Here is a 21,350-nt window from a genome sequence, read left to right on the forward strand (position 1 = left end):
GGCGATAGAATGGCAAAAAGAGATTACTATGAGGTGCTTGGCGTCAGTAAGGATGCTTCAAAGGACGAGATCAAGAAAGCATACCGCAAGCTGTCAAAAAAGTATCACCCGGATATAAATAAAGAAGAAGGTTCCGATGCGAAATTCAAGGAAGTATCGGAAGCCTATGAAGCATTGAGTGATGATAACAAGCGTGCCCAGTACGACCGGTTCGGTCACGAGGGAATGAGCCAGCAGTTTGGCGGCGGTGGCGGTGGATTCAGCGGCGCCGGAGGCTTCGGTGGATTTGAAGATATCTTCAGTTCATTCTTCGGCGGTGGCGGAAGAATGGATCCGAATGCTCCAAGAAAAGGCGATGACCTTCAATATACGATGACCATCAACTTTGATGAAGCTGTTTTCGGTATCACAAAGACGATCAATGTTAAAAAAGAAGTGCAGTGTGACGTATGTGACGGAAATGGTGCAAAACCGGGAACTTCAAAATCTACGTGTAAGATGTGTTCAGGTGCCGGTCGTGTTGCTGTAGAGCAGAATACACCATTTGGCAGAATACAGACCGAGCGTACATGTCCGACATGCAGCGGTACAGGTGAGCAGATTGAAAACCCTTGTGATAACTGTAAAGGTGCCGGTACTGTGACAAAAGATGTAGAAATTGAAGTGACTGTGCCTGAAGGTGTCGACAACGGCCAGCAGATCAGACTGCAGGGTAAAGGCGAGCCAGGCATCAATGGCGGTCCATCCGGTGATCTATATATCGTCTTCCGAGTCAGACCGGATACGAGATTTACAAGAGATGCGGATGATATCCATTATGAACTGCCGATTTCATTTGCACAGGCTGCGCTCGGTGACGAAGTGAAAGTACCGACGATGAGTTCCGAAGTCGTATTGACCATCCCGGCCGGCACACAGTCCGGCAGAAGATTCCGTCTCAAGGAGAAGGGTGTCAAGAATGTTCACGGTTATGGATATGGCGACCAGTTTGTCACAGTAAAAGTAGTCACACCGACGAAGCTCACAGAGCGTGAAACTGAGATCTTCCGTCAGCTTGCAGAGCATGGTGGAGAAGACATCACTGAACAGAATGAAAATTTCTTCGATAAGACGAAAAGATTTTTTAAGGGTGACTGATTATGAAATGGCATGAAGTATCCATCCACACAAAAGAGAGCAATGAAGAGATGCTTTCCGGTTTTCTCAATACAATCTCCAAAGGCGTGTCGATTGAGCACTCCCTGGATATCCTCAAGCAGAAAATCGACAATTTTGATGATAAGTACCGCCTGGACCCACAGGACTACCCGGAAAGTGATATCCGCATCATCGTCTATTTTGACGAAACAGCAGATATCAGCAGTAAACTTCAGGAGATCCATGATTTCATCGGCAGTAAACTGCTTGATGCCAGTAACGACATCACTATCAATACCAAGGAAATTGATGAAGAAGACTGGGAAAATGAATGGAAGAAATATTTCCACAGTTTCCGGGTATCCGAGAAGTTTGTCATCGTGCCTTCATGGGAGCTGGAGGACTATGAATTCGAGGCGGATGACAAGCTGATCAAACTCGATCCCGGCATGGCATTCGGCACCGGCGATCATCCGACAACAAGCATGTGCCTCAAAATGGTGGAAGGTGTGGTCCAGCCGCATCATAAGATCATTGATGTGGGTACCGGCTCCGGCATTCTGACCATCGGAGCCCACCTGATGGGAGCAAGAGACCTTAAAGCGACGGACATAGACGAGCTGTCCATCAAGGTTGCCCGTGAGAATTTGGAACTGAATGCATGTGAGGATGATGTTGTTCTGGAAACGGGAGACCTGCTCAAATCGGAATCCGGCCAATACGACATCATTATCGCCAATATCCTGGCCCATATCATCGACGAGATGATCGACGATGCATACACGCATCTGAATGCAGGCGGCAGCTTCATTGCTTCCGGCATCATCACGGAAGCACGTGACTCGATTGTGGATCATATGAAACATACAGGGTTCAAGATTGAGGAAATACTCGAAGACAATGGCTGGGTCAGCATCCACGCCAGAAAAGAGTAGGCCGATGCAGAGATATTTTATAGATCAGGCATTGCAACCGGACCAGCTTTTCAAAATCACCTCTGAAGATGCGCATCATATGAAGAATGTGATGCGTTTTCGTCCTGAGGATACTTTTCATGTTGTTGACCAGAAACAGACCACCTATCTATGTGAGGTTGCAGAAGTATCTCAGGATATCGACTGCCGTGCAATCAGTCCTGTGGACGAGTCGCCGGAACTGCCGATAGAAGTCACCATCTACTGTCCGCTGCTGAAAGGTGAGAAGTTTGACTGGATGATCCAGAAAGCGACGGAACTCGGTGCCCATGAGTTTCTGATCTATGAAGCAGACCGCAGTATCGTCAGGCTGGATGACAAGAAGCGAAAGAAGCGGCTTGAAAGATTCAGCAAGATTGTCAAGGAAGCAAGTGAGCAGAGCAGAAGACAGGTGATTCCACACATCGATTTTGTGCCTGCTGTCAAAAACCTTGACTTCGATGCCTACAGCCGTCTGCTGTTCGCTTTTGAAGGCAACGCTCTGAATCCTGCGAAAAGCATCCAGAGTGCCATGTCGGGTGTTCGTCACGGCAGTCGAATCGCTTTCATCTTCGGTCCCGAAGGCGGGTTCAGCGAAGTGGAGACAGAACAATTGTCAAAGCATCATTCAATCCGCCTTGGGCCGAGGATATTGCGTGCCGAAACAGCCCCCTTATATGCCCTGTCAGCCATCAGCTACAGTTTTGAAACGCCTGCCTCCGATTGATGAAAGGGGCAGGCTATGCTATTATATGGAGCATATGGACCATAAATTTATGAAGAAAGATCTGATTTATATGAGCAGAAGAACAATTGCATTTCAGACATTGGGCTGCAAAGTGAACCACTATGAAACAGAAGCGATGTGGCAGATCTTCAAGAACGAAGGGTATGACCGTGTCGAATTCAGCCAGAATGCGGATGTATTTGTCATCAATACATGTACTGTTACGAATACAGGTGATAAGAAGAGCAGGCAAGTCATCAGACGTGCCATCAGAAACAATCCGGATGCAGTGGTTGCGGTAACAGGATGCTACGCCCAGACTGCACCTAAAGACATCATGGATATTCCCGGTGTCGACATCATCATCGGTACTGAAGACCGTGATAAGCTGATCGGCTATGTCAACCAGTATCATGAAGAGCGCCAGCCGATCAATGGCGTAAAGAATATCATGAAGAAGCGTACATACGAAGAGATGGATGTGCCTTATTTTACAGACCGTACGCGTGCGACGCTGAAAATACAGGAAGGCTGCAATAATTTCTGCACCTTCTGCATCATTCCGTGGGCACGTGGCCTCATGCGTTCCCGTGATCCTGAGAAAGTCGTCGAGCAGGCCCAGCAGCTGGTCGACCAGGGCTACAAGGAGATCGTACTGACCGGCATACACACGGGTGGATATGGTGAAGATCTGAAGGACTACAATCTTGCCCAGCTGCTTCGTGACCTCGAGGAAGTGGATGGTCTCAACCGTCTGCGCATCTCAAGCATCGAGGCGAGCCAGCTGACTGATGAAGTGATCGATGTCATCAACGATTCGAATAAGATTGTCCGTCACCTGCACATTCCGATCCAGTCGGGCAGTGATACTGTACTCAAGCGCATGCGCAGAAAGTACACGATGGAATTCTTTGAATCACGCATCATCAAACTGAAGGCGATCATGCCGAATGTGGCAATCACAAGCGATGTGATTGTCGGGTTCCCGGGTGAGACGGAAGAAGAGTTCAAAGAAACATACGACTTCATCAAGAAGCACCATTTCTCCGAACTGCATGTATTCCCATACTCCATCAGAACGGGTACACCAGCAGCCAGAATGACCGACCAGATTGATGAGAATATAAAAAATGACCGTGTCCACCAGCTGATTGAGCTGTCGGACAGCCTTGCACAGTCCTACGCTGAACAATTCAAGGATGATGTACTTGAAATCATTCCGGAAGAAGAGAAGGATGGCAAACTTATGGGTCATGCCGACAACTATATGAAGGTCGAAGTTGAAGGGGATGCATCACTGACTGGCGAACTTGTCAAAGTCAAAGTGACTGAACCGGGCTATCCGGTAAGCAAGGGCGAAATCGTCAAAGTGCTTGAAAAACCGATGGTCAAGGCTTACGCCTACCTTGAACGGACGATTCACTAGAATTCAGATCAGAATGCCAGCAGAGAAGCACCAGCCAACAGACTATAAACTATTATGGAGTGATAGCGATGGAACTTTCGAAATATATAGATCATACACTGCTCAAGCCAGAAGTGACACAGGACCAGATTTTTGAATTGTGCCAGGAAGCGATGGAATATGATTTCTGCAGCGTCTGTGTAAATCCTGCGTGGGTGACGACGTGCAAAGACCTGCTTAAAGACAGCGATGTCAAAGTATGTACGGTCATCGGATTTCCGCTTGGTGCCACAACGAGTGAAGTCAAAGCATTTGAAACGATGAATGCCATCCAGAACGGTGCCGACGAAGTGGACATGGTCATAAATATCGGCGCGCTAAGATCCGGTAATGAAGATCTTGTTTTCAATGACATCAAAGCGGTATGTGATGCTGCTGGCCAGGAAGTTCTGGTCAAGGTCATCATCGAAACAGCGCTTCTTGATTCCGATGAAATCGTCAAAGCGTGTGAACTGAGCAAAAAATGTGGTGCAGATTTTGTCAAAACATCCACTGGATTCAACGGTGAAGGTGCCAAGGCTGAGGATGTTACTCTGATGCGCATGACAGTCGGAGAGGACATGGGTGTCAAGGCAAGCGGTGGTGTACGCTCATTCGAAGATGCAAAAATCATGATTGAAAGTGGTGCAACAAGAATCGGTGCATCCAGTGGAAAAGCCATCATCAGTGGCGGATCCAGCGAAAGTTCTTATTGAATTAGCAGTTGACCGGCTTTTTACAATATATTATAATGTGTGAGTACATAGTATTATCTATGTAAATGTAAGGTTTTTGTTATCCGGAGGGAGGGAAGACGATGTCTAAAACAGTAGTTAAAAAGAACGAACCTATTGAAGACGCGCTGCGTCGTTTCAAACGCACAGTTTCTAAAAGCGGTACGATTCAGGAAGCTCGTAAGAGAGAATTCTACGAAAAGCCTAGCGTAAAGCGTAAGAAAAAATCTGAAGCTGCCCGCAAACGCAAATTCAAGTAGGTTTACTCCCTCTGATAATTCAGATATATGGACAGCACATTGTGCTGTCTTTTTTTTATCAATCATTTCAATATTATTAATATTTAATGTATAATGAAATCAATGGAGGGGATTCATATGGCGATGACTGGAACATTTTTGATGGGAAGCGTTTTATATACATTCAGAGATGTTGTAACAATGCCAATAATCGCCTTTATATTATTACTAGTCTTTTTTCTCGGCATCATCTACCAGCTGTTTTCCGAAGAAATCAATATTATCGGTGTACTGGCATTTGCATCAATCATAATCTTTTATTCAGGACATCTTTTGATCGGTGATTATAATGGCGTATCGCTTGTACTTTTTGTAACTGGTATAGCGCTCATCATAATCGAATTTTTTGTAATTGGAGCTATTCTTGGCATCATGGGCGGACTACTTCTGCTCTTAAGTATATTGTTAGTGAGTGATAATATGGCAGTTTTTGGTCTCTATATAATGGCCATTATTTTCCTGGCACTAATCGAGTGGGTGATATTTGTGAAATTCAAGAAAAGAAAAATACCAATACTGAGCCGCCTGATACTTAATGATGCGACTGATGCTGAATCTGGGTATACTTCCTTTGATGACCGTTCCTACCTGATCGGACAGACAGCGAAGACAACAACACCACTTCGTCCATCCGGCACCATAAGGCTTGAGGATGAGCGTATTGATGCTGTAGCTGAAGGGTCTTATATCGCCGGTAATGTCGAAGTAAAGATAATACATGTCGAAGGAACACGCGTAGTTGTAAGACCGAAAGAAGATTAACTCAAAGGAGCGTTTTAAATGGATCTAATGTTTATCACAGGATCATCACTGATGATAATTTTTCTTATCGTCATTGCGTTCATTGTCATCTCATTTCTTCTATCCTTTGTACCAATTGGACTATGGATATCTGCCATTGCAGCAGGTGTCAATGTAGGAATTTTCTCCCTAGTCGGTATGAGGTTGAGACGAGTCAAGCCAAAGCGTGTAATTGAACCGATGATCAAAGCACATAAAGCTGGACTTAAAGTAACAACAAACCAGCTTGAGTCCCACTTCCTTGCTGGAGGTAACGTGGACCGTGTCGTTGATGCTCTGATCGCTGCACAGCGTGCAGACATCAACCTTACATTCGAAAGATGCGCAGCAATCGACCTTGCCGGTCGTGATGTACTTGAAGCCGTTCAGATGAGTGTAAATCCTAAAGTCATCGAAACACCTTTCATCGCCGGTGTGGCAATGGATGGTATCGAAGTTAAGGCCAAAGCGCGTATTACCGTTCGTGCCAACATCGAACGTCTAGTCGGTGGTGCAGGTGAAGATACAATCGTTGCCCGTGTCGGCGAGGGTATCGTCTCTACAATCGGTTCATCCGAAAGGCATACCAAAGTACTTGAAAATCCGGATATGATTTCACAGACAGTCCTATCCAAAGGACTTGACTCCGGTACTGCATTTGAAATTCTCTCCATCGATATCGCAGATGTGGATATCGGCAAGAACATTGGTGCCGATCTTCAGACTGAACAAGCCGTGGCTGATAAGAATATTGCACAGGCAAAAGCCGAAGAACGTCGTGCAATGGCTGTAGCCCAGGAGCAGGAAATGAAGGCGCGTGTCGAAGAAATGAGAGCGAAAGTGGTCGAAGCAGAATCCAAAGTACCACTCGCATTTGCCAAGGCACTTGAAAGTGGCAACATTGGAGTCAGCGACTATTACAACCTCAAAAATGTCGAAGCGGATACCAACATGAGAGATTCCATCAACAAAATGACGGATCCGACACGCGAAGATAATGACGAATAGGCTGTGATACTATGGAAATAATCCCTCTGCTTATCTTTATTGGCGGAATCATCTATACAGCAGTTGCCGGCCAGAAGAATAAAGAAAAGAAAGAAGAGCGGAATATTGATCCAAGCAAGATGGATCGGCCGACCGGTCAAACTGCTCCAAGAAGAAGACAAGAAGACACTCGCGATCGTCCGAAGGGACTTTTTGATGATCTGATGGGTGAGGTCGAGCGCCGCCTTTCGGGAGAAGAGCAACAGACCAGGCAGGAAACAAGTCAGCCAGCCCAGGAGAACAAACAATCAAGACCTGTTGCAGAAAGGACTCAGCGGCAGTCCAGTCAACGCCCGATGGCAGAACGGTCATTCGGTCGGAATATTGAAGAAAAGGCGAAAGAGACGAATATCGGCAGACGTGCGATGAATACCTATGAGGAGAAATCCAAAGAGGCTAAAAGAACAGACTGGGCAAAGAGAGCCAAAGAAGAAATACAGGCGGGCAGTCAACAGTCCGATCATACACGTCAATCCGAGATTCAGACGGGTGGCAGAGAATCATCAAGAAAGAAGCCTGTACCTCAGAAGCCAAAACCTAAAGTTCGTCGCGAATCATTGTCGTTCGGTCGTAAAGATATCGTCAATGGCATCATTTTTTCAGAGATTATCAGTAAACCGAAATCACGAAAGTAGCGTCAGCATAAGCTGGCGTTCTTTTTTTGCCTTTTTTGATTGTTTTTGATTGTTAGTGATTGACTATGATTAGATTATATATTATATTAAGTAGGAAGAAGGTGATGGAATGCTGACCAACCAGAGATACGAAAAAATAATGGATCATCTCAATGAAAATGGAACGGCTTCAGTCAGTGAGCTCGTTGATATTACTTCCAGCAGCGCACCAACAATCCGCAGAGACTTGACACACCTTGAAGAGAAAGGGCTGCTTGAGCGGGTCCATGGGGGTGCAGCGATCAATCATATTGAGCATGAAGAGGATTATAGGGATAAAGCAGTAAAGAATCTCTCTAAAAAAATCAAAATCGCTCAAACTGCCGCCAGTCTGATTGAAGACGGTGACATCATCTTCATAGATGCAGGCACAACGACATATGAAATGCTTCCTTTCATCTCACAGGAGAATCTGACCATTATCACCAACAGCATTACGTTGATAGAACAGCTCGTCAGAAATGGTCATCAGACACATGTTTTAGGCGGCCGGGTCAAACCTTCCACAAAAGCTGTCGTCGGTCCTGAAGTGATAGATAAGATCAGCAGACTGTCGTTTGATAAATGCTTCATTGGCGTCAATGCCATTGATACCGCTCACGGACTCTCCACTCCGGAAGAGGAGGAGGCATACATCAAAAGTCGGGCCATCCGCCAGTCAAGAAACGCCTATGCACTGGTCGACAGCACAAAATTCAACCGCTCGGCATTCATACAGTTCGCAAATATTGAGGATGCATCCATCATTACAGATGATGTCAGACACAGCTTCATGGAAAAGATAAGATCACGTACTGAAATATATGGAGGTGGAAATAAATGATCTACACAGTAACATTCAACCCTTCAGTCGACTATGTCGTCAGACTGGAAGCACTTGAACTTGGTGGACTGAACCGTACTTCAGATACAGCAAAGTATGCAGGGGGCAAGGGGATCAATGTTTCGAGAATATTGAGTGCACTTGATGTACCTTCTACTGCACTCGGTTTTGCAGGTGGATTCACCGGCGATTTCATCAAGGATACTCTGGAGAATCAGGGCATACAGAGCGATTTCATCTCCGTCAATGGAGATACACGCATCAATGTCAAACTGAAGACCGGTGAAGAGACGGAAATCAATGCTTCTGGTCCTTCAATTACTGATGCGGACATCAGCAGGCTAAAAGCGCAGCTGTCCAATATGACATCAGAGGATCATGTCGTATTCGCCGGCAGTGTGCCTTCAGGGTATGATCATCTCTACGAGACACTTGCAAAACTCCTGCATGATAGAAAAATTGAATTTACAATTGATGCCGAAGGAACAAAGCTTACTTCGACACTGCAGTATGCACCCTATCTGATCAAACCCAACCAGTTTGAACTGGAGGGCATCACCGGCAGATCGCTATTTACGACAAGTGAGATGGTTGATGCTGCACGCAGCCTTCTTGATAGGGGAGCAAAGAACATCCTGCTGACATTGGGCAAGGATGGGGCACTGTTCATCAGCCATGATCATGAGTACTTCATTCCGTCACCGGCAGGAGCGCTGAAGAATTCGGTCGGTGCAGGTGATTCGACAGTTGCGGGATTCATCAGCCGGAAAGACGGCAGTATTAGCGAGCAGCTCAAGTACGCCATAGCATGCGGCAGTGCGACAGCGTTCAGTGATGATCTTGCAACCAGAGAAGATATTGAAGCATTGCTCGATAAAATAGAAGTTCAATCGATAGAAGAGGTGAAATGATGAGAATAACAGAGCTTTTGACAAAAGATACAATCAATATGAATGTCCGTGCCTCCAGTAAGGATGCAGTCATTACAGAGCTTGTTGACGGACTGTTTGGAGCCGGCAAGATTTCAGAGAAAGACGGTTTTGAAGCCGCAATTCATAAAAGGGAGTCACAAAGTACGACAGGTGTCGGGGATGGCATCGCAATTCCGCATGCACAGACGACGGAAGTACTCGAGCCGGCCATCATGTTCGGCAGAAGCCAGGAAGGCATTGATTATGATTCAATGGACGCTCAGCCGGCCTATCTATTCTTCATGATTGCAGCACCTGAGGGGCAGGCGACAACGCACCTCGATGCACTTGCCAAACTTTCCACGATCCTGATGAATGATGACGCCAGAAAACAGCTGATGAATGCATCTTCAAAAGAAGAAATCATAGAAACGATCGACGCCTTCGATGAATCCGAGGCGACTGAGGAAGAAGTTTCGGCCCCCTCGGACCGTCCGTACATCGTTGGTGTCACCGCATGTCCGACCGGCATCGCCCATACTTATATGGCTGCCGATGCGCTGAAGAAAAAAGCAGCGGAACTCGGTTATGACATCAAAGTTGAAACAAATGGCTCTGCCGGTGTGAAAAATGCACTGACAAATGAAGATATCGCGCGTGCCGCAGGTGTCGTTGTTGCTGCAGATACAAACGTACAGATGGCGAGATTCGATGGTAAGAATGTTGTTGAGTCTCCAGTAGCAGATGGTATCAAGCGTCCGGCAGAACTGCTCAACCAGGCACTCGATACAAACCGCTCTCCATACAGGGCATCAAAGTCCAAACAGGAACTTGAAGAGGGCGAACAGTCATCAAAAGGCAAGTCCTCCATCTACAAGCACCTGATGAATGGTGTGTCGAACATGCTGCCATTCGTTGTGGCCGGTGGTATATTGATCGCCATCAGCTTCATGTTCGGCATCAATTCAGCAGATCCGGAAAGCGTGGAGTACAGTCCGATTGCTGAAATGATCAACTTCATCGGTAACAATGCATTCCAGTTGATGATTCCAATCCTGGCCGGCTTCATCGCGATGAGCATCGCTGACAGACCAGGTCTCGCACCAGGTATGATCGGTGGACTCATGGCTTCAACGATGGGCTCCGGGTTCCTCGGCGGTCTGATTGCCGGTTTCCTTGCTGGCTATCTCATGGTAGGTATTAAAAGAGTGATGGAAAATCTACCGCAGGCACTCGAGGGGTTGAAACCCGTACTACTTTATCCTTTGGTCGGTGTATTCCTGACAGGTGTCATCATGTACTACGTTGTTGACCCGCCAGCTACTGCACTTAACGAATGGATGAATACAGCCCTCAGCAATATGAGCGGCAGCAACATCATACTGCTCGGTGCCATTGTCGGTGGTATGATGGCCATCGACATGGGTGGTCCGATCAACAAGGCAGCGTATGCATTCGGTATCGCAGCACTATCTGCAAACAACCCTGAACCGATTACAGCAGCAATGATCGGTGGTATGGTACCCCCACTTGCGATCGCTGTTGCCACTATGATTTTCAGAAATAAATTTACAGAAGTCGAAAGGTCTTCCGGTCCGACAAACGTCATCATGGGGGCATCATTCATCACAGAAGGTGCCATCCCGTTCGCAGCAGCCGACCCACTCAGGGTCATTCCATCCATGGTGGTCGGTTCAGCGACAGCCGGTGCACTTGCCATGGCATTCGCAACATCCATCAATGCACCACACGGTGGACTGTTCGTTGCTTTGACAATCGGTGAAGGCAAGCTCATGTTCCTTCTCTCACTCCTCATCGGTACAGCCGTTTCAGCATTGATTCTTGGACTGTTGAAAAAACCAGTACAACAACAAAAAGTAGGCTAGGCAAAAATAATCCCCACATGAAAAATATCATGTGGGGATTATTTATGTTATCGTCAGGATCATCTACCTCTAGTAAATAGTCTGACGATGAAGCCGAGAGCGGCAACAATAGCGATTGCACCAAAAGCAACAAGGGCAAGAATCTGTCCCGTGCTTGGTGTGCTGTCATTCATTAGGCTGAGTACCCCTGTAACTGCTGCAATTACAGCGATGCCGATGAGAATGTACATGACACTCTTATTGGCAGACATAGTATCCTCCTTATAGATTTAACATGGCTATTTCGATACGCCTATATTTTTACTGTAACATATTCAGTATGCTACACAAAATCTCCAGGCAATACGCATATAACCATGGAGAATTCTAAATGTGGAGAATAAAAGGTCAATGTATTCGGTTATCATTTGACTTTTTCGTCCATATTCACTAATATACAAAATAATTGAATAGCAGTACCACTAGGGGTGCGATTTTGCTGAGACAGCCATATGGCTGATCCCTTTGATCTGATCTGGATAATGCCAGCGTAGAAAAGTGGTTTGGTTGAACATTCCATGTCTTTCTACTGAACCCACTTCCTACGCTGGAAGTGGGTTTTTTGTTATGAAAAAGGAGAGATTACATGCTGAGTGAAATATTGAAGAAAGAAACTGAACCGATGATCGAGGCGATCTATAGTGATGCGTTCATACAGGGGCTAATCAGAGGAGATATTGATGATGCGGCAGTTGCACATTATCTGCGTGCAGATTCATTATATCTGGATGAATTCGCGAAACTCTATGCATTGCTGATGTCGAAGACAGAATCCAAAGAGACAGTGAGATTCCTGATGGGACAGATGGCTTTTCTTCTGGATGGTGAAAGCGAGGCACATGAAGTCCTGGCCCATGCGATAAACAGATCGTATGAGGACATAATAAAGGACGGGGAATGGTATCCTTCCGCAGATCATTATATAAAACACATGTATTTCAATGCCTACACAAGAGAGGACATTGCATACGCAATCAGTGCCATGGCACCGTGTCCCTATGTCTATCGGAGAGTGGCACAGATGGCACTGGAGCGACATACATTCGACACGGATCATCCATATAGAAGATGGTTTGAGTTCTACGCAAATGATATGAATGACACGATAGATGTCATGTTCGGCATCATGGATGATGCTGCTGCGCACATGACCGAAAAAGAAGTCGGCATACTCAGAAAGAACTACCTGGAAAGTACAGAGCATGAAAGACGTTTCTTCAATATGGCAGCGACAAAAGAACGGTGGAAGGGAGCGGATATGAATGACTGAGTTTCCAATTGCACTGACTGTAGCCGGCAATGATCCGACAGGCGGCGCGGGCATTCTGGCCGACAGCAAGACGTTCCACGCACGCGGAGTGTATGGCATGGCTGCTGTGACTTCGCTGACTGCGCAGAACACCATGGGTGTCCAGGATGCCTTTAATGTACCCGTCGAATTTCTCGAAAAGCAGCTGCACAGCATTTTCACCGATGAGCTGCCGCATGCAATGAAAAGCGGCATGATCGCAACGGTCGATATGATGGCGGTCGTTGCACGCACTGTAGAAAAGTATGATATACCATACGTCATCGATCCGGTCATGATCGCGACGAGCGGAGATGCACTGATAGAGGAAGCGGCAATTGATTATCTGAGGGAAAAACTGCTGCCCACTGCACTAAGTGTGACACCGAACATCCATGAAGCAGAAAAGATATCAGGCAGGAAAATTGAGAATTCAACAGATATCAGAAAGGTTGCAGATATTTTCCTGAAAGAAATCGGTGTTCAGAGTGTCATTATCAAAGGTGGCCATCTTGAAGGAGATGCAGTGGATTATCTATTCACGAGAGACACCACAGTGGAACTGAGTACGCCACGTATCGAGACGTCGAATACGCATGGAACAGGCTGTACGTTCTCCGCAGCGATCACAGCAGAACTTGCCAAAGGAAAGACACTCGAAGAGAGCTTCAGGCTGGCGAAGAGATATATCAGTTCTGCAATCGAAAATAATCCTGGAATCGGGAGGGGCAACGGTCCCGTAAATCATTTCAGCTATAAAGGAGACTAGAATATGAAACGCATAGAGAAACTAAGGACAGAAAGTCCGCTGGTCGTCTGCATCACCAATGATGTAGTCAAAAACTTTACTGCCAACGGCATATTGGCTGCAGGTGCTTCGCCCATCATGAGCGGGGAAAAAGCAGAAGCATACGATCTGATGAATGTTGCTTCTGCACTGGTGATCAATATAGGTACGGCGGACCGGGACAAGGTGGAGCTGATGGATAAAATGATGGAAGCGGCCAATGATAAAGACAAACCGATCATCTTCGATCCGGTCGGCTATGGTGCTTCCAGTTTCCGCGTCGACATCACGGAGGATCTGCTAAGCCGTCACAAGGTCTCTCTCATAAAAGGCAACGGTGGTGAGATGCTTGCATTATCCGGTGCGGAGAGCAGTCTTAAAGGCGTCGACTCCACAGAACAGACAGATACAGCTGAGATTGCCAAAGCGGTATACAATAGGTTCAAAATTCCTGCCCTTGTTACCGGCAAGGTGGACGCCCTTGCAACAGAGGATGGTGTGATGACCATGTTCAATGGTCACAGTCTGCAAGGAAAGATTACAGGATCAGGATGTCTCCTCGGTGCATTGACGGCTGCTTTCATCGGAATTGAAGATGATTTCAGTGCCGAAGCAGTGGTCGATGCGGTCAGCTACTATAATCTATGTGCGGAATGTGCTGCTGCGCAGATGAACCGTCCAGCACCGGGTAATTTCATCAGCCATCTGATCGACGAACTCTATCTCAGTGAGGATGATCTGCTTCAAGACAGGAATGTCAAAGGGTTATGATGAATCCGGAAGATTTAAGGCTATACTTCATCTGTGGCAGTAATAATGTGCAAAGGGATGCGCTACTGGTCATTGAAGAAGCACTCGCGCATGGGGTGACCATGTTCCAATTGAGGGAGAAGGGGCCAGGTGCACTGGAAGGTGAAGCACTCACTGATTTTGCAGCAGAAATCAAACACCTCTGCCAAAAACACAGTGTTCCTTTCATTGTGAATGATGATGTGCCACTTGCAGAGAGAGTAGGTGCAGATGGCATTCACCTGGGTCAGGATGACCAGAAAGTCACATCGTTATCTTCATATTTCGATGATAAGATCATCGGACTGTCTGTCAGGGATCATACTGAACTTGAACAGAGTGATCTATCGAATGTCGACTATATCGGTACAGGTCCGGTGTTTCCCACACATTCCAAAGACGACGCAGGCAGTACTATCGGCGTCGAAGGTCTTGAAGCAATGAGACAGCAGATTGGAGAGCTGCCTATGGTGGCAATCGGCGGCATCAACTCTGAAAACTTCAGGTCGTGTCTCGAAAATGGTGCAGATGGCGTGTCCTTTATATCTGCAATTGCACAAGCGGAGAATGTAGGCCGGGCAGTGAAGGGTTTCTTAGGGTGAAGATAGAGGGAATGGCGTATTTACTGGGACTTGAAGCTGCTTTTACTGAAACGCGTCCTCGGATTATTGAAAGAGACAGATCATTAATCGGTATTGACCAGTATCCAAAATGTATTTACTGCTGAATAAAGATAGCCCGGTGCACGAGAAATGATTTCTCATGCGCAGGGCTTTTTATATATCATGCTTTCCTTGTTTATTTTAAAAGACTGTATCAGATTCACTGCTTCACCAGACCAATACGAGCATAAAGATAACTGAAGAGACCATAAAAATAATCTTATAGAAATTCGGATTGATATTGGATGTCTCTGAGTCCAGTAGTCCATTTATGTAGTTGACGCAAAATACAAACAATCCCAAGAGCACAAAGAAAACCACTATAGCAATAAAGCCATCAAGCGAAAGGGAGTAAGTTAAAAAGCCGATATTAACTGCGAGCATGTAGCCTAACATAATATTGATGAATATAGCTTTAATCGCAAAATTTTTCAATAACAACCATCCTTCCAGTCTATAAAATATTGAATTACATTTATTTCAATTATATACTGATTTTATAATAGACACAATTTTCAAAAATAATAAATGAACTGTAGGGTGATACGTTGAATATTAAATATGGATATAAGTCCTATTTAGCCACCATTAAAGAAATGGAAAGTGAATCGAAGAAAGAAGTATGGTTGGGATACTATTCAATGTATAAAGAAGTGTTCGATACCATACTGGATAGATTGTATATGATGCCAATTGAAGCAATACTGGAAATTGTGGAGAATATTGATTTCGATAGCCTGGCAGAAAAAGCAGAGGCAGGAATCGGTAATAGTGACCTAGTAAGATTAGAGGATATTCTCATTAAATGTATTCGATACTATCCGTTTGATAGAAGTTTCGATGTGTATATTCTCGTCGGATTTGGTCATATAGACGGCACTGCGCTACCATCCAGGCTCCCTTTTCTCTACCTCGGGTTGGAACGCCTTAAAGACAGAGATATAGAATTGCTGATTCAATATGAATTCAATCATATGGTTAGATTCCACGCTAATAGTGAATTTATGACTGGTACTACATTGACGGTGGGACAACTGGTAGTTGCAGAAGGACTTGCAACGCTAGCACCTCTTGCAATGAAAACTGAAACGCTATCTGAGAAAGCAATTGCAAAATCACTCTTCATGGAATCAGATGAATATGAAAACTTAAAAAGCAACTTCAAGGAGATCGAAAAGAGTATTATCATTGATTTTGATAAAGAACTTTCACCTCGACTTATGTAGAAATACTTTATGAAAAATGGTGGAGAGTTTGATAGGGCCGGTTATTTTTACGGTATGATTATCATAAAGGATTTGATTGATGAAGGCTCGTCTCTCCCTGAACTGACATACATGGAGACCCGATCCATAATGTACTACTTTGCGAGAAGATAAAATAAAGATGTAATAATTTATAATTGTTGTTTTTATCTTTTAATAGAAATTATGCTGAACTGTCTATAAGAGTAGATTACTCAAGTACAAACTTGTACATTTGTTCAGAGAATATGTGAGTCTCTTTATCCAACTGGAAATAATTTATAAAATTGCTATCATTGAGGGGATTACTTTTGAAAATTCTGATGGCTGCATGATCGCTAGTATTTATTGTACTTGCATTGTTACTATGAATGACTCACTTCTATAAGAGGTGGGTTTTTCTATAGAGAGTCATTATAGAACTTTGATTATGTCTTAAGACATTTTATTTAATACATATTATTATTCTTTAAAAATGGCAGTATTGTTTTAAATAATATGTTAAAAAATTACCATGACCATTAAATAAAACCAAAAAAAAAGTAACGTTAGTATATATAATCATATTGTTAAAATTTGATTTTAAAAATAGAAATATTTTTAAAAAACAGAGGAGCAATAATATGATTTTATGGGCAATACCTTTAGGAATTGTAATCGGCATTATGTCAGGATTTTTTGGAATTGGTGGAGGATTCATACTTACTCCTGTTTTAATGCTAATGGGTTTTTCTCCAGTTGTAGCTATCACAATCAGCTTACTTTATACCATAAGTACTTCTTTATCTGGAGCTTGGGTTCATTTTCAATTTAAAAATATATACTGGAAAGCAGTTTTATTTTTATCGATAGGTGGAATAGCTGGTACTCAAATCGCGCGCCCAATTGTATTATGGCTTCAAAATAGAGGAATAGATGAACTTGCGATACCTATTATCTACTTAGTTCTACTCGCATACTTTAGTATTTCGATGTTCGCTAGTAAAAACAAAAATCAAGATGATTTAAATAATAACACGTCAAGATGGATATTTTTGATGTTAGGTATAATAGGTGGTGTTGCATCATCAACCTTAGGAGTAGGTGGAGGTTTCATCATGGTCCCATTACTGATTACATTGGCCAAAATTCCACCTAAATTGGCAGTGGGCACATCTTTAGTAAGTATTACTTTCATCGTTGCTATTGGCTTCATCTCTTATGCTGCAAGTACGCCAATAGATTATATACTTGCATTCTATCTAATACTTGGGGCATTGATTGGGACACAAATTGGTCCAAGACTGACAAAAGTCTATTCCAATGATCAGATACAACATTTATTGGGTGGACTTTATGTAGTAACTTTTATAAGTGTATTATTTAAATTACTCAACCTAAGTCTAGCCGGATTGGTTGTTCTATTATTGTATATCGCAATAGTATTAGGTCTATTTATCTTTAGAGTATTTAGACAGAAAGAGAATAAAGTTGTAAATGCAGGTTGATTTTTTAGATTATTCAAAATAACTGAAAACAATAACTTAATATTAATAAAATACTAAAAACATTAATTTAAAGCAAAAAAATTAGCAGATTGAGAACTATAATATATTTATTAGTTTTGGTAAGCGCTTTCTCAAAGAGCAAAGTATCTATTTAGAAGAGACTGCAATTAAAAAACTGATCTTCATCATAAGGATTAATAATGTCTGGACATCCTTGAAGAAAAATACAGATTAAGGGGAGGTTCTATTTATATGTTTAAAATAGACCAGGTTTCTTTAAAAGAAAGATTAAGCTACGGTTCGGCAGCATTTGCTTCCAATTTGATTTTTGTCATGGTTTCTACCTACTTGCTTTATTTTTACACGGATGTTTTTGGGATTAGTGCAGGGATTGTGGGAACTTTATTCCTACTTGTAAGGTTCTTAGATGGGTTTACAGATCTATTAGCTGGATACACAATTGATAAAACAAAAACGAGATGGGGGAAGTGCAGACCTTATTTCTTATGGCTTGCTGTTCCTTTTGCTTTTGTAGGGGTTCTTGCTTTTTCAAGTCCAGACTTGGGTGAATCAGGTAAGATAGTTTTTGCATATGTTACATATATTCTACTGACATTAGTCTACACATTTATCAATCTACCAGTTTCTGCTATGCTTCCTAGCATGTCAAATAACCCTGCAGAGCGGCATGAAGTTACATCTATACGAATGATATTTGCTCAGGGTGGTGGGTTTATAGTTTCGGTTTTCACATTGCCTCTCGTAGCCTACTTGGGCGGTGGTAATGATGAAAGAGGATTTATGCTTACTATGGCTGCATTCGGTGTAATAGGATGTATATTATTCTTTATTGCTTTTAAAAATACCAGGGAAAGAAATTACTATGACAGTAAAGAAAATGTTACAGTACGTGAAGGATTTAAAGCTTTTAATCTGCCATGGCTAATTATATTCATTGCTAAAGTATCATTTTTCTTTATATACATTATTCGAAATCAAGCAACAGTGTATTATGTTAAATACGCTTTCAACAGAGAAGACCTTGTGCCGGTTATCATGGCCTTAAACTTTTTAACTATTATTTCTCTCCTGTTCATACCTATTATTACCAAACGAATTGGAGGTAAAAAAACAATGCAGTTGGGGATAATTATCGCTATCTTTGGTTCACTTCTTGTGTACTTAAGCTCAACAATAATGTCCATTCCATTGTTGTTGATTGGAACAGGTATAAGCGGTTTGGGTATGGGACTCGTGCCTAGTCTACTATTTTCACTTGTTGCTGACACAATTGACTATGGCGAGTGGAAATCTGGCATACGTGCGACTGGTTTATTGTACTCCGGGTCAACTTTTGCCAGTAAATTCGGAATGGGTATAGGTGGCGCTGCTGGCGCATGGTTGCTAGCACTTGGCAGTTACGACCCGAGTGCCGCAGTACAATCAAGTTCTGCTATGCTGGCGATAGAAATTAGTTTTATATGGTTCCCCGTTGTAGCCATGGCACTCGTCTTGCTTCTATTGAATTTCTATAAGCTGGATAAGATCCATCCACAAATTATCAAGGATCTGGCAGATAGAAAAAATAAGGATAGCGGACTTACAGAAGCAAATCCTTTATAAAAACATTATACTTTTAAATTAATCATTTGATCTTTCAACTAAGTAAATTTTCTTTGCAAAATTTTAAATAGAGCGAGGCATCGAAATCATGAAATCAATCGTCATATTACTTGATACGCTTACTCGTCAAAACTTGAGTATGTATAATCAAGAAACAAAACTAAAAACACCGAATATTTCAAAACTAGCTGAAAAATCGGTTATTTTTGATAATCACTGGGCAGGTTCACTTCCATGCATGCCTGCAAGAAGAGATTTGATGACGGGTAGATTGGACTTTTTGCAGCGAGGGTGGGGCGGAATAGAACCTTTTGATATAACTTTGCCACAAGAATTGAAGAAAAACAGTATATTCTCCCACATTGTGACAGACCACTATCATTATTTTTCTACCGGAGGAGAAAACTATTGCCAGTCATTCAGTTCTTGGGACCTACATCGAGGTCAAGAAGGAGACCCTTGGGTCTCGAGAGTCAACACGCCTGACCTGCCTGAAGAATACCTAGGACGAGTACAAGAACAATACGAAAAGAATAGAAGTCAATTCAAGAAGGAAAAAGACTATCCTGGCCCTCGTACGATGCACGCGGCTTGTGAATGGTTGAAAAATAATGAAGGTGCAGATGATTACTTTCTTATGGTAGAGGCATTTGATCCTCATGAACCTTTTGATTGTCCTGACCATTATTTAGACATGTATGATGATTATTATGATGGTCCAAGATTTGATTGGCCCAAATATGGAGAAGTAACAGAGCAACCAGAAGAAATGGATCATTTAAAGAAGAGGTACGCTGGTACTTTGACAATGATAGACCATTGGCTAGGAAAACTTTTGGACGAAATGGATAGACAGAACTTATGGGAAGATACGATGGTCATATTCACAACGGATCATGGCTTCCTGCTTGGTGAACACAATTATGCTGGGAAAAATTTCATGCATGCATTCAATGAGGTCTCCCATTTACCATTGATGATACATGTTCCTGGACTGTCGGAAGGAGAAAAGCGAGTTTCTGCGCTCACGCAAAATATAGACATAATGCCTACAATTATGGATTACTTCGGTTTGCAATCGCCTTCTGTGGTCCAAGGAGAAAGCTTGTTGGAACTGATTGAGGATAAGAAAGAAGAAATCCGTAGCGAGGCAATATATGGAGTGTTCGGAATGACTGTAAATATTACGGACGGTAGATATACTTATTTAAAATCTCCAGCTAGTGAGGATAATTATCCATGTAATGTGTATACAGCGATGCCGACTTCTTTTCGAACCTTTCATGGTACTAATGCTCCAGAACAAATTGAGACTGGTCGTTTTCTCAATCATATTGACTATCCGGTCTTTAAAATTCCGTTCAGTGAAAAAGATGTACCTTTTAAATTAGCAATGCATGTACAGAAATCCCTTCTTTTTAATATAGAAGAAGATTACGATCAGCAGCAACCAATTGAAGACCAAGGTCTCATTGCACATTATGACCAACGCTTGATTAAAAACATGCAAAAATTTGACGCTCCAGCAGAACAATATACTCGGCTGGGTTTAAATGGTACTCCAGAGTGAAATATTTAATAACTATTGATCAGAGTAGCCTGTTTTGGTAAGGCTGTAGAAACAAAAAGGCTCGTTATGAGATATGCGACTAAAATAGATCTAATTTGATATGAAATGTTGAAGCATTCTAAGAAATTGATTGAAAATGATCTGTTGTGTGTGTTTAAAAATAAGAATCATCTGAGCTGCTTTCCCTTAAATTAAGAGGGAAGGCAGTTTCTTATTAAATATTTTTCAATATTTCTCTATCGATTAAAGTAAGTATCTGAATAAACCAGGTGTATAACTTTACTTTGTATTATTTATTATCTTGAATAGGAAAGGCATCAATAAAAAATATGCAATATATGCTTTCAGCTTACAGTGCTAATGAAGGGAACTTGAATTTTGGAAAACGTAACCCAAAGGGAGAAAAAGCTATAAGACTGACCAGTATATCAACTATCTATGACGAA

21 protein-coding genes and 1 riboswitch are annotated in these 21,350 nt (G+C 43.1%); of the genes, 20 read left to right on the forward strand and 1 reads right to left on the reverse strand.

What is annotated here, in order from left to right; genetic code table 11:
* Window positions 1-9 precede the first annotated feature (9 nt).
* The 12 genes from dnaJ to GQ671_RS02110 all read left to right on the forward strand — a co-directional run bounded on the left by dnaJ (window position 10) and on the right by GQ671_RS02110 (window position 11,415).
* On the forward strand, window positions 10-1,137 hold the full coding sequence (gene dnaJ / locus GQ671_RS02055; protein ID WP_160651956.1) for a molecular chaperone DnaJ: 1,128 nt from the start codon (window positions 10-12) through the stop codon (window positions 1,135-1,137).
* Window positions 1,138-1,139: 2 nt separating this feature from the next.
* On the forward strand, window positions 1,140-2,072 hold the full coding sequence (gene prmA / locus GQ671_RS02060) for a 50S ribosomal protein L11 methyltransferase (protein ID WP_160651959.1): 933 nt from the start codon (window positions 1,140-1,142) through the stop codon (window positions 2,070-2,072).
* Window positions 2,073-2,076: 4 nt separating this feature from the next.
* Entirely contained in the window at window positions 2,077-2,817 is a 741-nt protein-coding gene (locus tag GQ671_RS02065) for an RsmE family RNA methyltransferase (protein ID WP_160651962.1), read from the forward strand.
* Window positions 2,818-2,887: 70 nt separating this feature from the next.
* Window positions 2,888-4,243 (forward strand): tRNA (N(6)-L-threonylcarbamoyladenosine(37)-C(2))-methylthiotransferase MtaB, encoded by a 1,356-nt coding sequence (gene mtaB, locus GQ671_RS02070; protein WP_160651965.1) that lies wholly within the window; start codon window positions 2,888-2,890, stop codon window positions 4,241-4,243.
* A 62-nt stretch (window positions 4,244-4,305) separates the two neighbouring features.
* Entirely contained in the window at window positions 4,306-4,977 is a 672-nt protein-coding gene (gene deoC, locus GQ671_RS02075) for a deoxyribose-phosphate aldolase (protein ID WP_160653480.1), read from the forward strand.
* 101 nt (window positions 4,978-5,078) lie between these two features.
* A complete protein-coding gene (gene rpsU, locus GQ671_RS02080) occupies window positions 5,079-5,255 on the forward strand; it encodes a 30S ribosomal protein S21 (protein WP_017548804.1) in 177 nt (58 codons plus the stop codon).
* A gap of 117 nt (window positions 5,256-5,372) precedes the next feature.
* Window positions 5,373-6,056 carry an NfeD family protein gene (locus tag GQ671_RS02085; protein ID WP_160651968.1) on the forward strand — a complete coding sequence of 228 codons (684 nt, stop codon included), beginning with the start codon at window positions 5,373-5,375 and terminating at the stop codon, window positions 6,054-6,056.
* A 33-nt stretch (window positions 6,057-6,089) separates the two neighbouring features.
* Entirely contained in the window at window positions 6,090-7,082 is a 993-nt protein-coding gene (floA, locus tag GQ671_RS02090) for a flotillin-like protein FloA (RefSeq protein WP_160653483.1), read from the forward strand.
* 11 nt (window positions 7,083-7,093) lie between these two features.
* On the forward strand, window positions 7,094-7,756 hold the full coding sequence (locus GQ671_RS02095; protein ID WP_160651972.1) for a hypothetical protein: 663 nt from the start codon (window positions 7,094-7,096) through the stop codon (window positions 7,754-7,756).
* Window positions 7,757-7,865: 109 nt separating this feature from the next.
* Window positions 7,866-8,618, forward strand: a complete 753-nt coding sequence (locus tag GQ671_RS02100) for a DeoR/GlpR family DNA-binding transcription regulator (protein WP_160651975.1) — start codon at window positions 7,866-7,868, stop codon at window positions 8,616-8,618.
* Window positions 8,615-9,529, forward strand: a complete 915-nt coding sequence (gene pfkB, locus GQ671_RS02105) for a 1-phosphofructokinase (RefSeq protein ID WP_160651978.1) — start codon at window positions 8,615-8,617, stop codon at window positions 9,527-9,529. The genes GQ671_RS02100 and pfkB overlap by 4 nt, the downstream gene beginning before the upstream one ends.
* Entirely contained in the window at window positions 9,529-11,415 is a 1,887-nt protein-coding gene (locus tag GQ671_RS02110) for a PTS fructose transporter subunit IIABC (RefSeq protein ID WP_160651979.1), read from the forward strand. The genes pfkB and GQ671_RS02110 overlap by 1 nt, the downstream gene beginning before the upstream one ends.
* 59 nt (window positions 11,416-11,474) lie before the next feature.
* On the opposite strand, the gene GQ671_RS02115 is transcribed toward GQ671_RS02110, so the two are convergent.
* Window positions 11,475-11,666: a hypothetical protein gene (locus GQ671_RS02115; RefSeq protein WP_160651983.1), complete on the reverse strand. Its 192-nt coding sequence runs from the start codon at window positions 11,664-11,666 to the stop codon at window positions 11,475-11,477.
* Window positions 11,667-11,868: 202 nt separating this feature from the next.
* Window positions 11,869-11,968, forward strand: a riboswitch (TPP riboswitch).
* 72 nt (window positions 11,969-12,040) lie between these two features.
* Here GQ671_RS02115 and tenA point away from each other — a divergent pair.
* From tenA to GQ671_RS02155, 8 genes are all read left to right on the forward strand, one after another.
* Window positions 12,041-12,724, forward strand: coding sequence for a thiaminase II (gene tenA / locus GQ671_RS02120; protein WP_160651985.1), 684 nt, complete (start codon window positions 12,041-12,043; stop codon window positions 12,722-12,724).
* Window positions 12,717-13,511 carry a bifunctional hydroxymethylpyrimidine kinase/phosphomethylpyrimidine kinase gene (gene thiD, locus GQ671_RS02125; RefSeq protein ID WP_160651987.1) on the forward strand — a complete coding sequence of 265 codons (795 nt, stop codon included), beginning with the start codon at window positions 12,717-12,719 and terminating at the stop codon, window positions 13,509-13,511. Before tenA ends, thiD begins: the two co-directional genes overlap by 8 nt.
* A gap of 3 nt (window positions 13,512-13,514) precedes the next feature.
* Window positions 13,515-14,300 carry a hydroxyethylthiazole kinase gene (gene thiM, locus GQ671_RS02130; protein ID WP_160651990.1) on the forward strand — a complete coding sequence of 262 codons (786 nt, stop codon included), beginning with the start codon at window positions 13,515-13,517 and terminating at the stop codon, window positions 14,298-14,300.
* Complete coding sequence (gene thiE / locus GQ671_RS02135) at window positions 14,297-14,920, forward strand: thiamine phosphate synthase (RefSeq protein ID WP_160651993.1); 624 nt, start codon at window positions 14,297-14,299, stop codon at window positions 14,918-14,920. Before thiM ends, thiE begins: the two co-directional genes overlap by 4 nt.
* A 608-nt stretch (window positions 14,921-15,528) precedes the next feature.
* Window positions 15,529-16,206, forward strand: a complete 678-nt coding sequence (locus GQ671_RS02140) for a DUF2268 domain-containing putative Zn-dependent protease (RefSeq protein WP_211364875.1) — start codon at window positions 15,529-15,531, stop codon at window positions 16,204-16,206.
* 584 nt (window positions 16,207-16,790) lie between these two features.
* A complete protein-coding gene (locus tag GQ671_RS02145; protein WP_246153092.1) occupies window positions 16,791-17,711 on the forward strand; it encodes a sulfite exporter TauE/SafE family protein in 921 nt (306 codons plus the stop codon).
* 252 nt (window positions 17,712-17,963) lie between these two features.
* Complete coding sequence (locus GQ671_RS02150; RefSeq protein ID WP_160652001.1) at window positions 17,964-19,334, forward strand: MFS transporter; 1,371 nt, start codon at window positions 17,964-17,966, stop codon at window positions 19,332-19,334.
* 88 nt (window positions 19,335-19,422) lie between these two features.
* Window positions 19,423-20,904 carry a sulfatase gene (locus GQ671_RS02155; RefSeq protein WP_160652003.1) on the forward strand — a complete coding sequence of 494 codons (1,482 nt, stop codon included), beginning with the start codon at window positions 19,423-19,425 and terminating at the stop codon, window positions 20,902-20,904.
* Window positions 20,905-21,350 lie beyond the last annotated feature (446 nt).

It is taken from the genome of Salinicoccus hispanicus, assembly GCF_009831115.1.
Classification (GTDB): Bacteria; Bacillota; Bacilli; order Staphylococcales; family Salinicoccaceae; genus Salinicoccus; species Salinicoccus hispanicus.

What these genes read in the sequence shown, in the direction of transcription:
- mtaB (WP_160651965.1), top strand. Translation starts at nt 2,888, where the DNA reads ATGAGCAGAAGAACAATTGCATTTCAGACATTGGGCTGCAAAGTGAAC.
- GQ671_RS02110 (WP_160651979.1), top strand. Translation starts at nt 9,529, where the DNA reads ATGAGAATAACAGAGCTTTTGACAAAAGATACAATCAATATGAATGTC.
- GQ671_RS02150 (WP_160652001.1), top strand. Translation starts at nt 17,964, where the DNA reads ATGTTTAAAATAGACCAGGTTTCTTTAAAAGAAAGATTAAGCTACGGT.
- thiE (WP_160651993.1), top strand. Translation starts at nt 14,297, where the DNA reads ATGATGAATCCGGAAGATTTAAGGCTATACTTCATCTGTGGCAGTAAT.
- thiM (WP_160651990.1), top strand. Translation starts at nt 13,515, where the DNA reads ATGAAACGCATAGAGAAACTAAGGACAGAAAGTCCGCTGGTCGTCTGC.
- thiD (WP_160651987.1), top strand. Translation starts at nt 12,717, where the DNA reads ATGACTGAGTTTCCAATTGCACTGACTGTAGCCGGCAATGATCCGACA.
- GQ671_RS02085 (WP_160651968.1), top strand. Translation starts at nt 5,373, where the DNA reads ATGGCGATGACTGGAACATTTTTGATGGGAAGCGTTTTATATACATTC.
- GQ671_RS02065 (WP_160651962.1), top strand. Translation starts at nt 2,077, where the DNA reads ATGCAGAGATATTTTATAGATCAGGCATTGCAACCGGACCAGCTTTTC.
- GQ671_RS02100 (WP_160651975.1), top strand. Translation starts at nt 7,866, where the DNA reads ATGCTGACCAACCAGAGATACGAAAAAATAATGGATCATCTCAATGAA.
- tenA (WP_160651985.1), top strand. Translation starts at nt 12,041, where the DNA reads ATGCTGAGTGAAATATTGAAGAAAGAAACTGAACCGATGATCGAGGCG.
- GQ671_RS02155 (WP_160652003.1), top strand. Translation starts at nt 19,423, where the DNA reads ATGAAATCAATCGTCATATTACTTGATACGCTTACTCGTCAAAACTTG.
- pfkB (WP_160651978.1), top strand. Translation starts at nt 8,615, where the DNA reads ATGATCTACACAGTAACATTCAACCCTTCAGTCGACTATGTCGTCAGA.
- prmA (WP_160651959.1), top strand. Translation starts at nt 1,140, where the DNA reads ATGAAATGGCATGAAGTATCCATCCACACAAAAGAGAGCAATGAAGAG.
- dnaJ (WP_160651956.1), top strand. Translation starts at nt 10, where the DNA reads ATGGCAAAAAGAGATTACTATGAGGTGCTTGGCGTCAGTAAGGATGCT.
- rpsU (WP_017548804.1), top strand. Translation starts at nt 5,079, where the DNA reads ATGTCTAAAACAGTAGTTAAAAAGAACGAACCTATTGAAGACGCGCTG.
- GQ671_RS02095 (WP_160651972.1), top strand. Translation starts at nt 7,094, where the DNA reads ATGGAAATAATCCCTCTGCTTATCTTTATTGGCGGAATCATCTATACA.
- GQ671_RS02115 (WP_160651983.1), bottom strand. Translation starts at nt 11,666, where the DNA reads ATGTCTGCCAATAAGAGTGTCATGTACATTCTCATCGGCATCGCTGTA.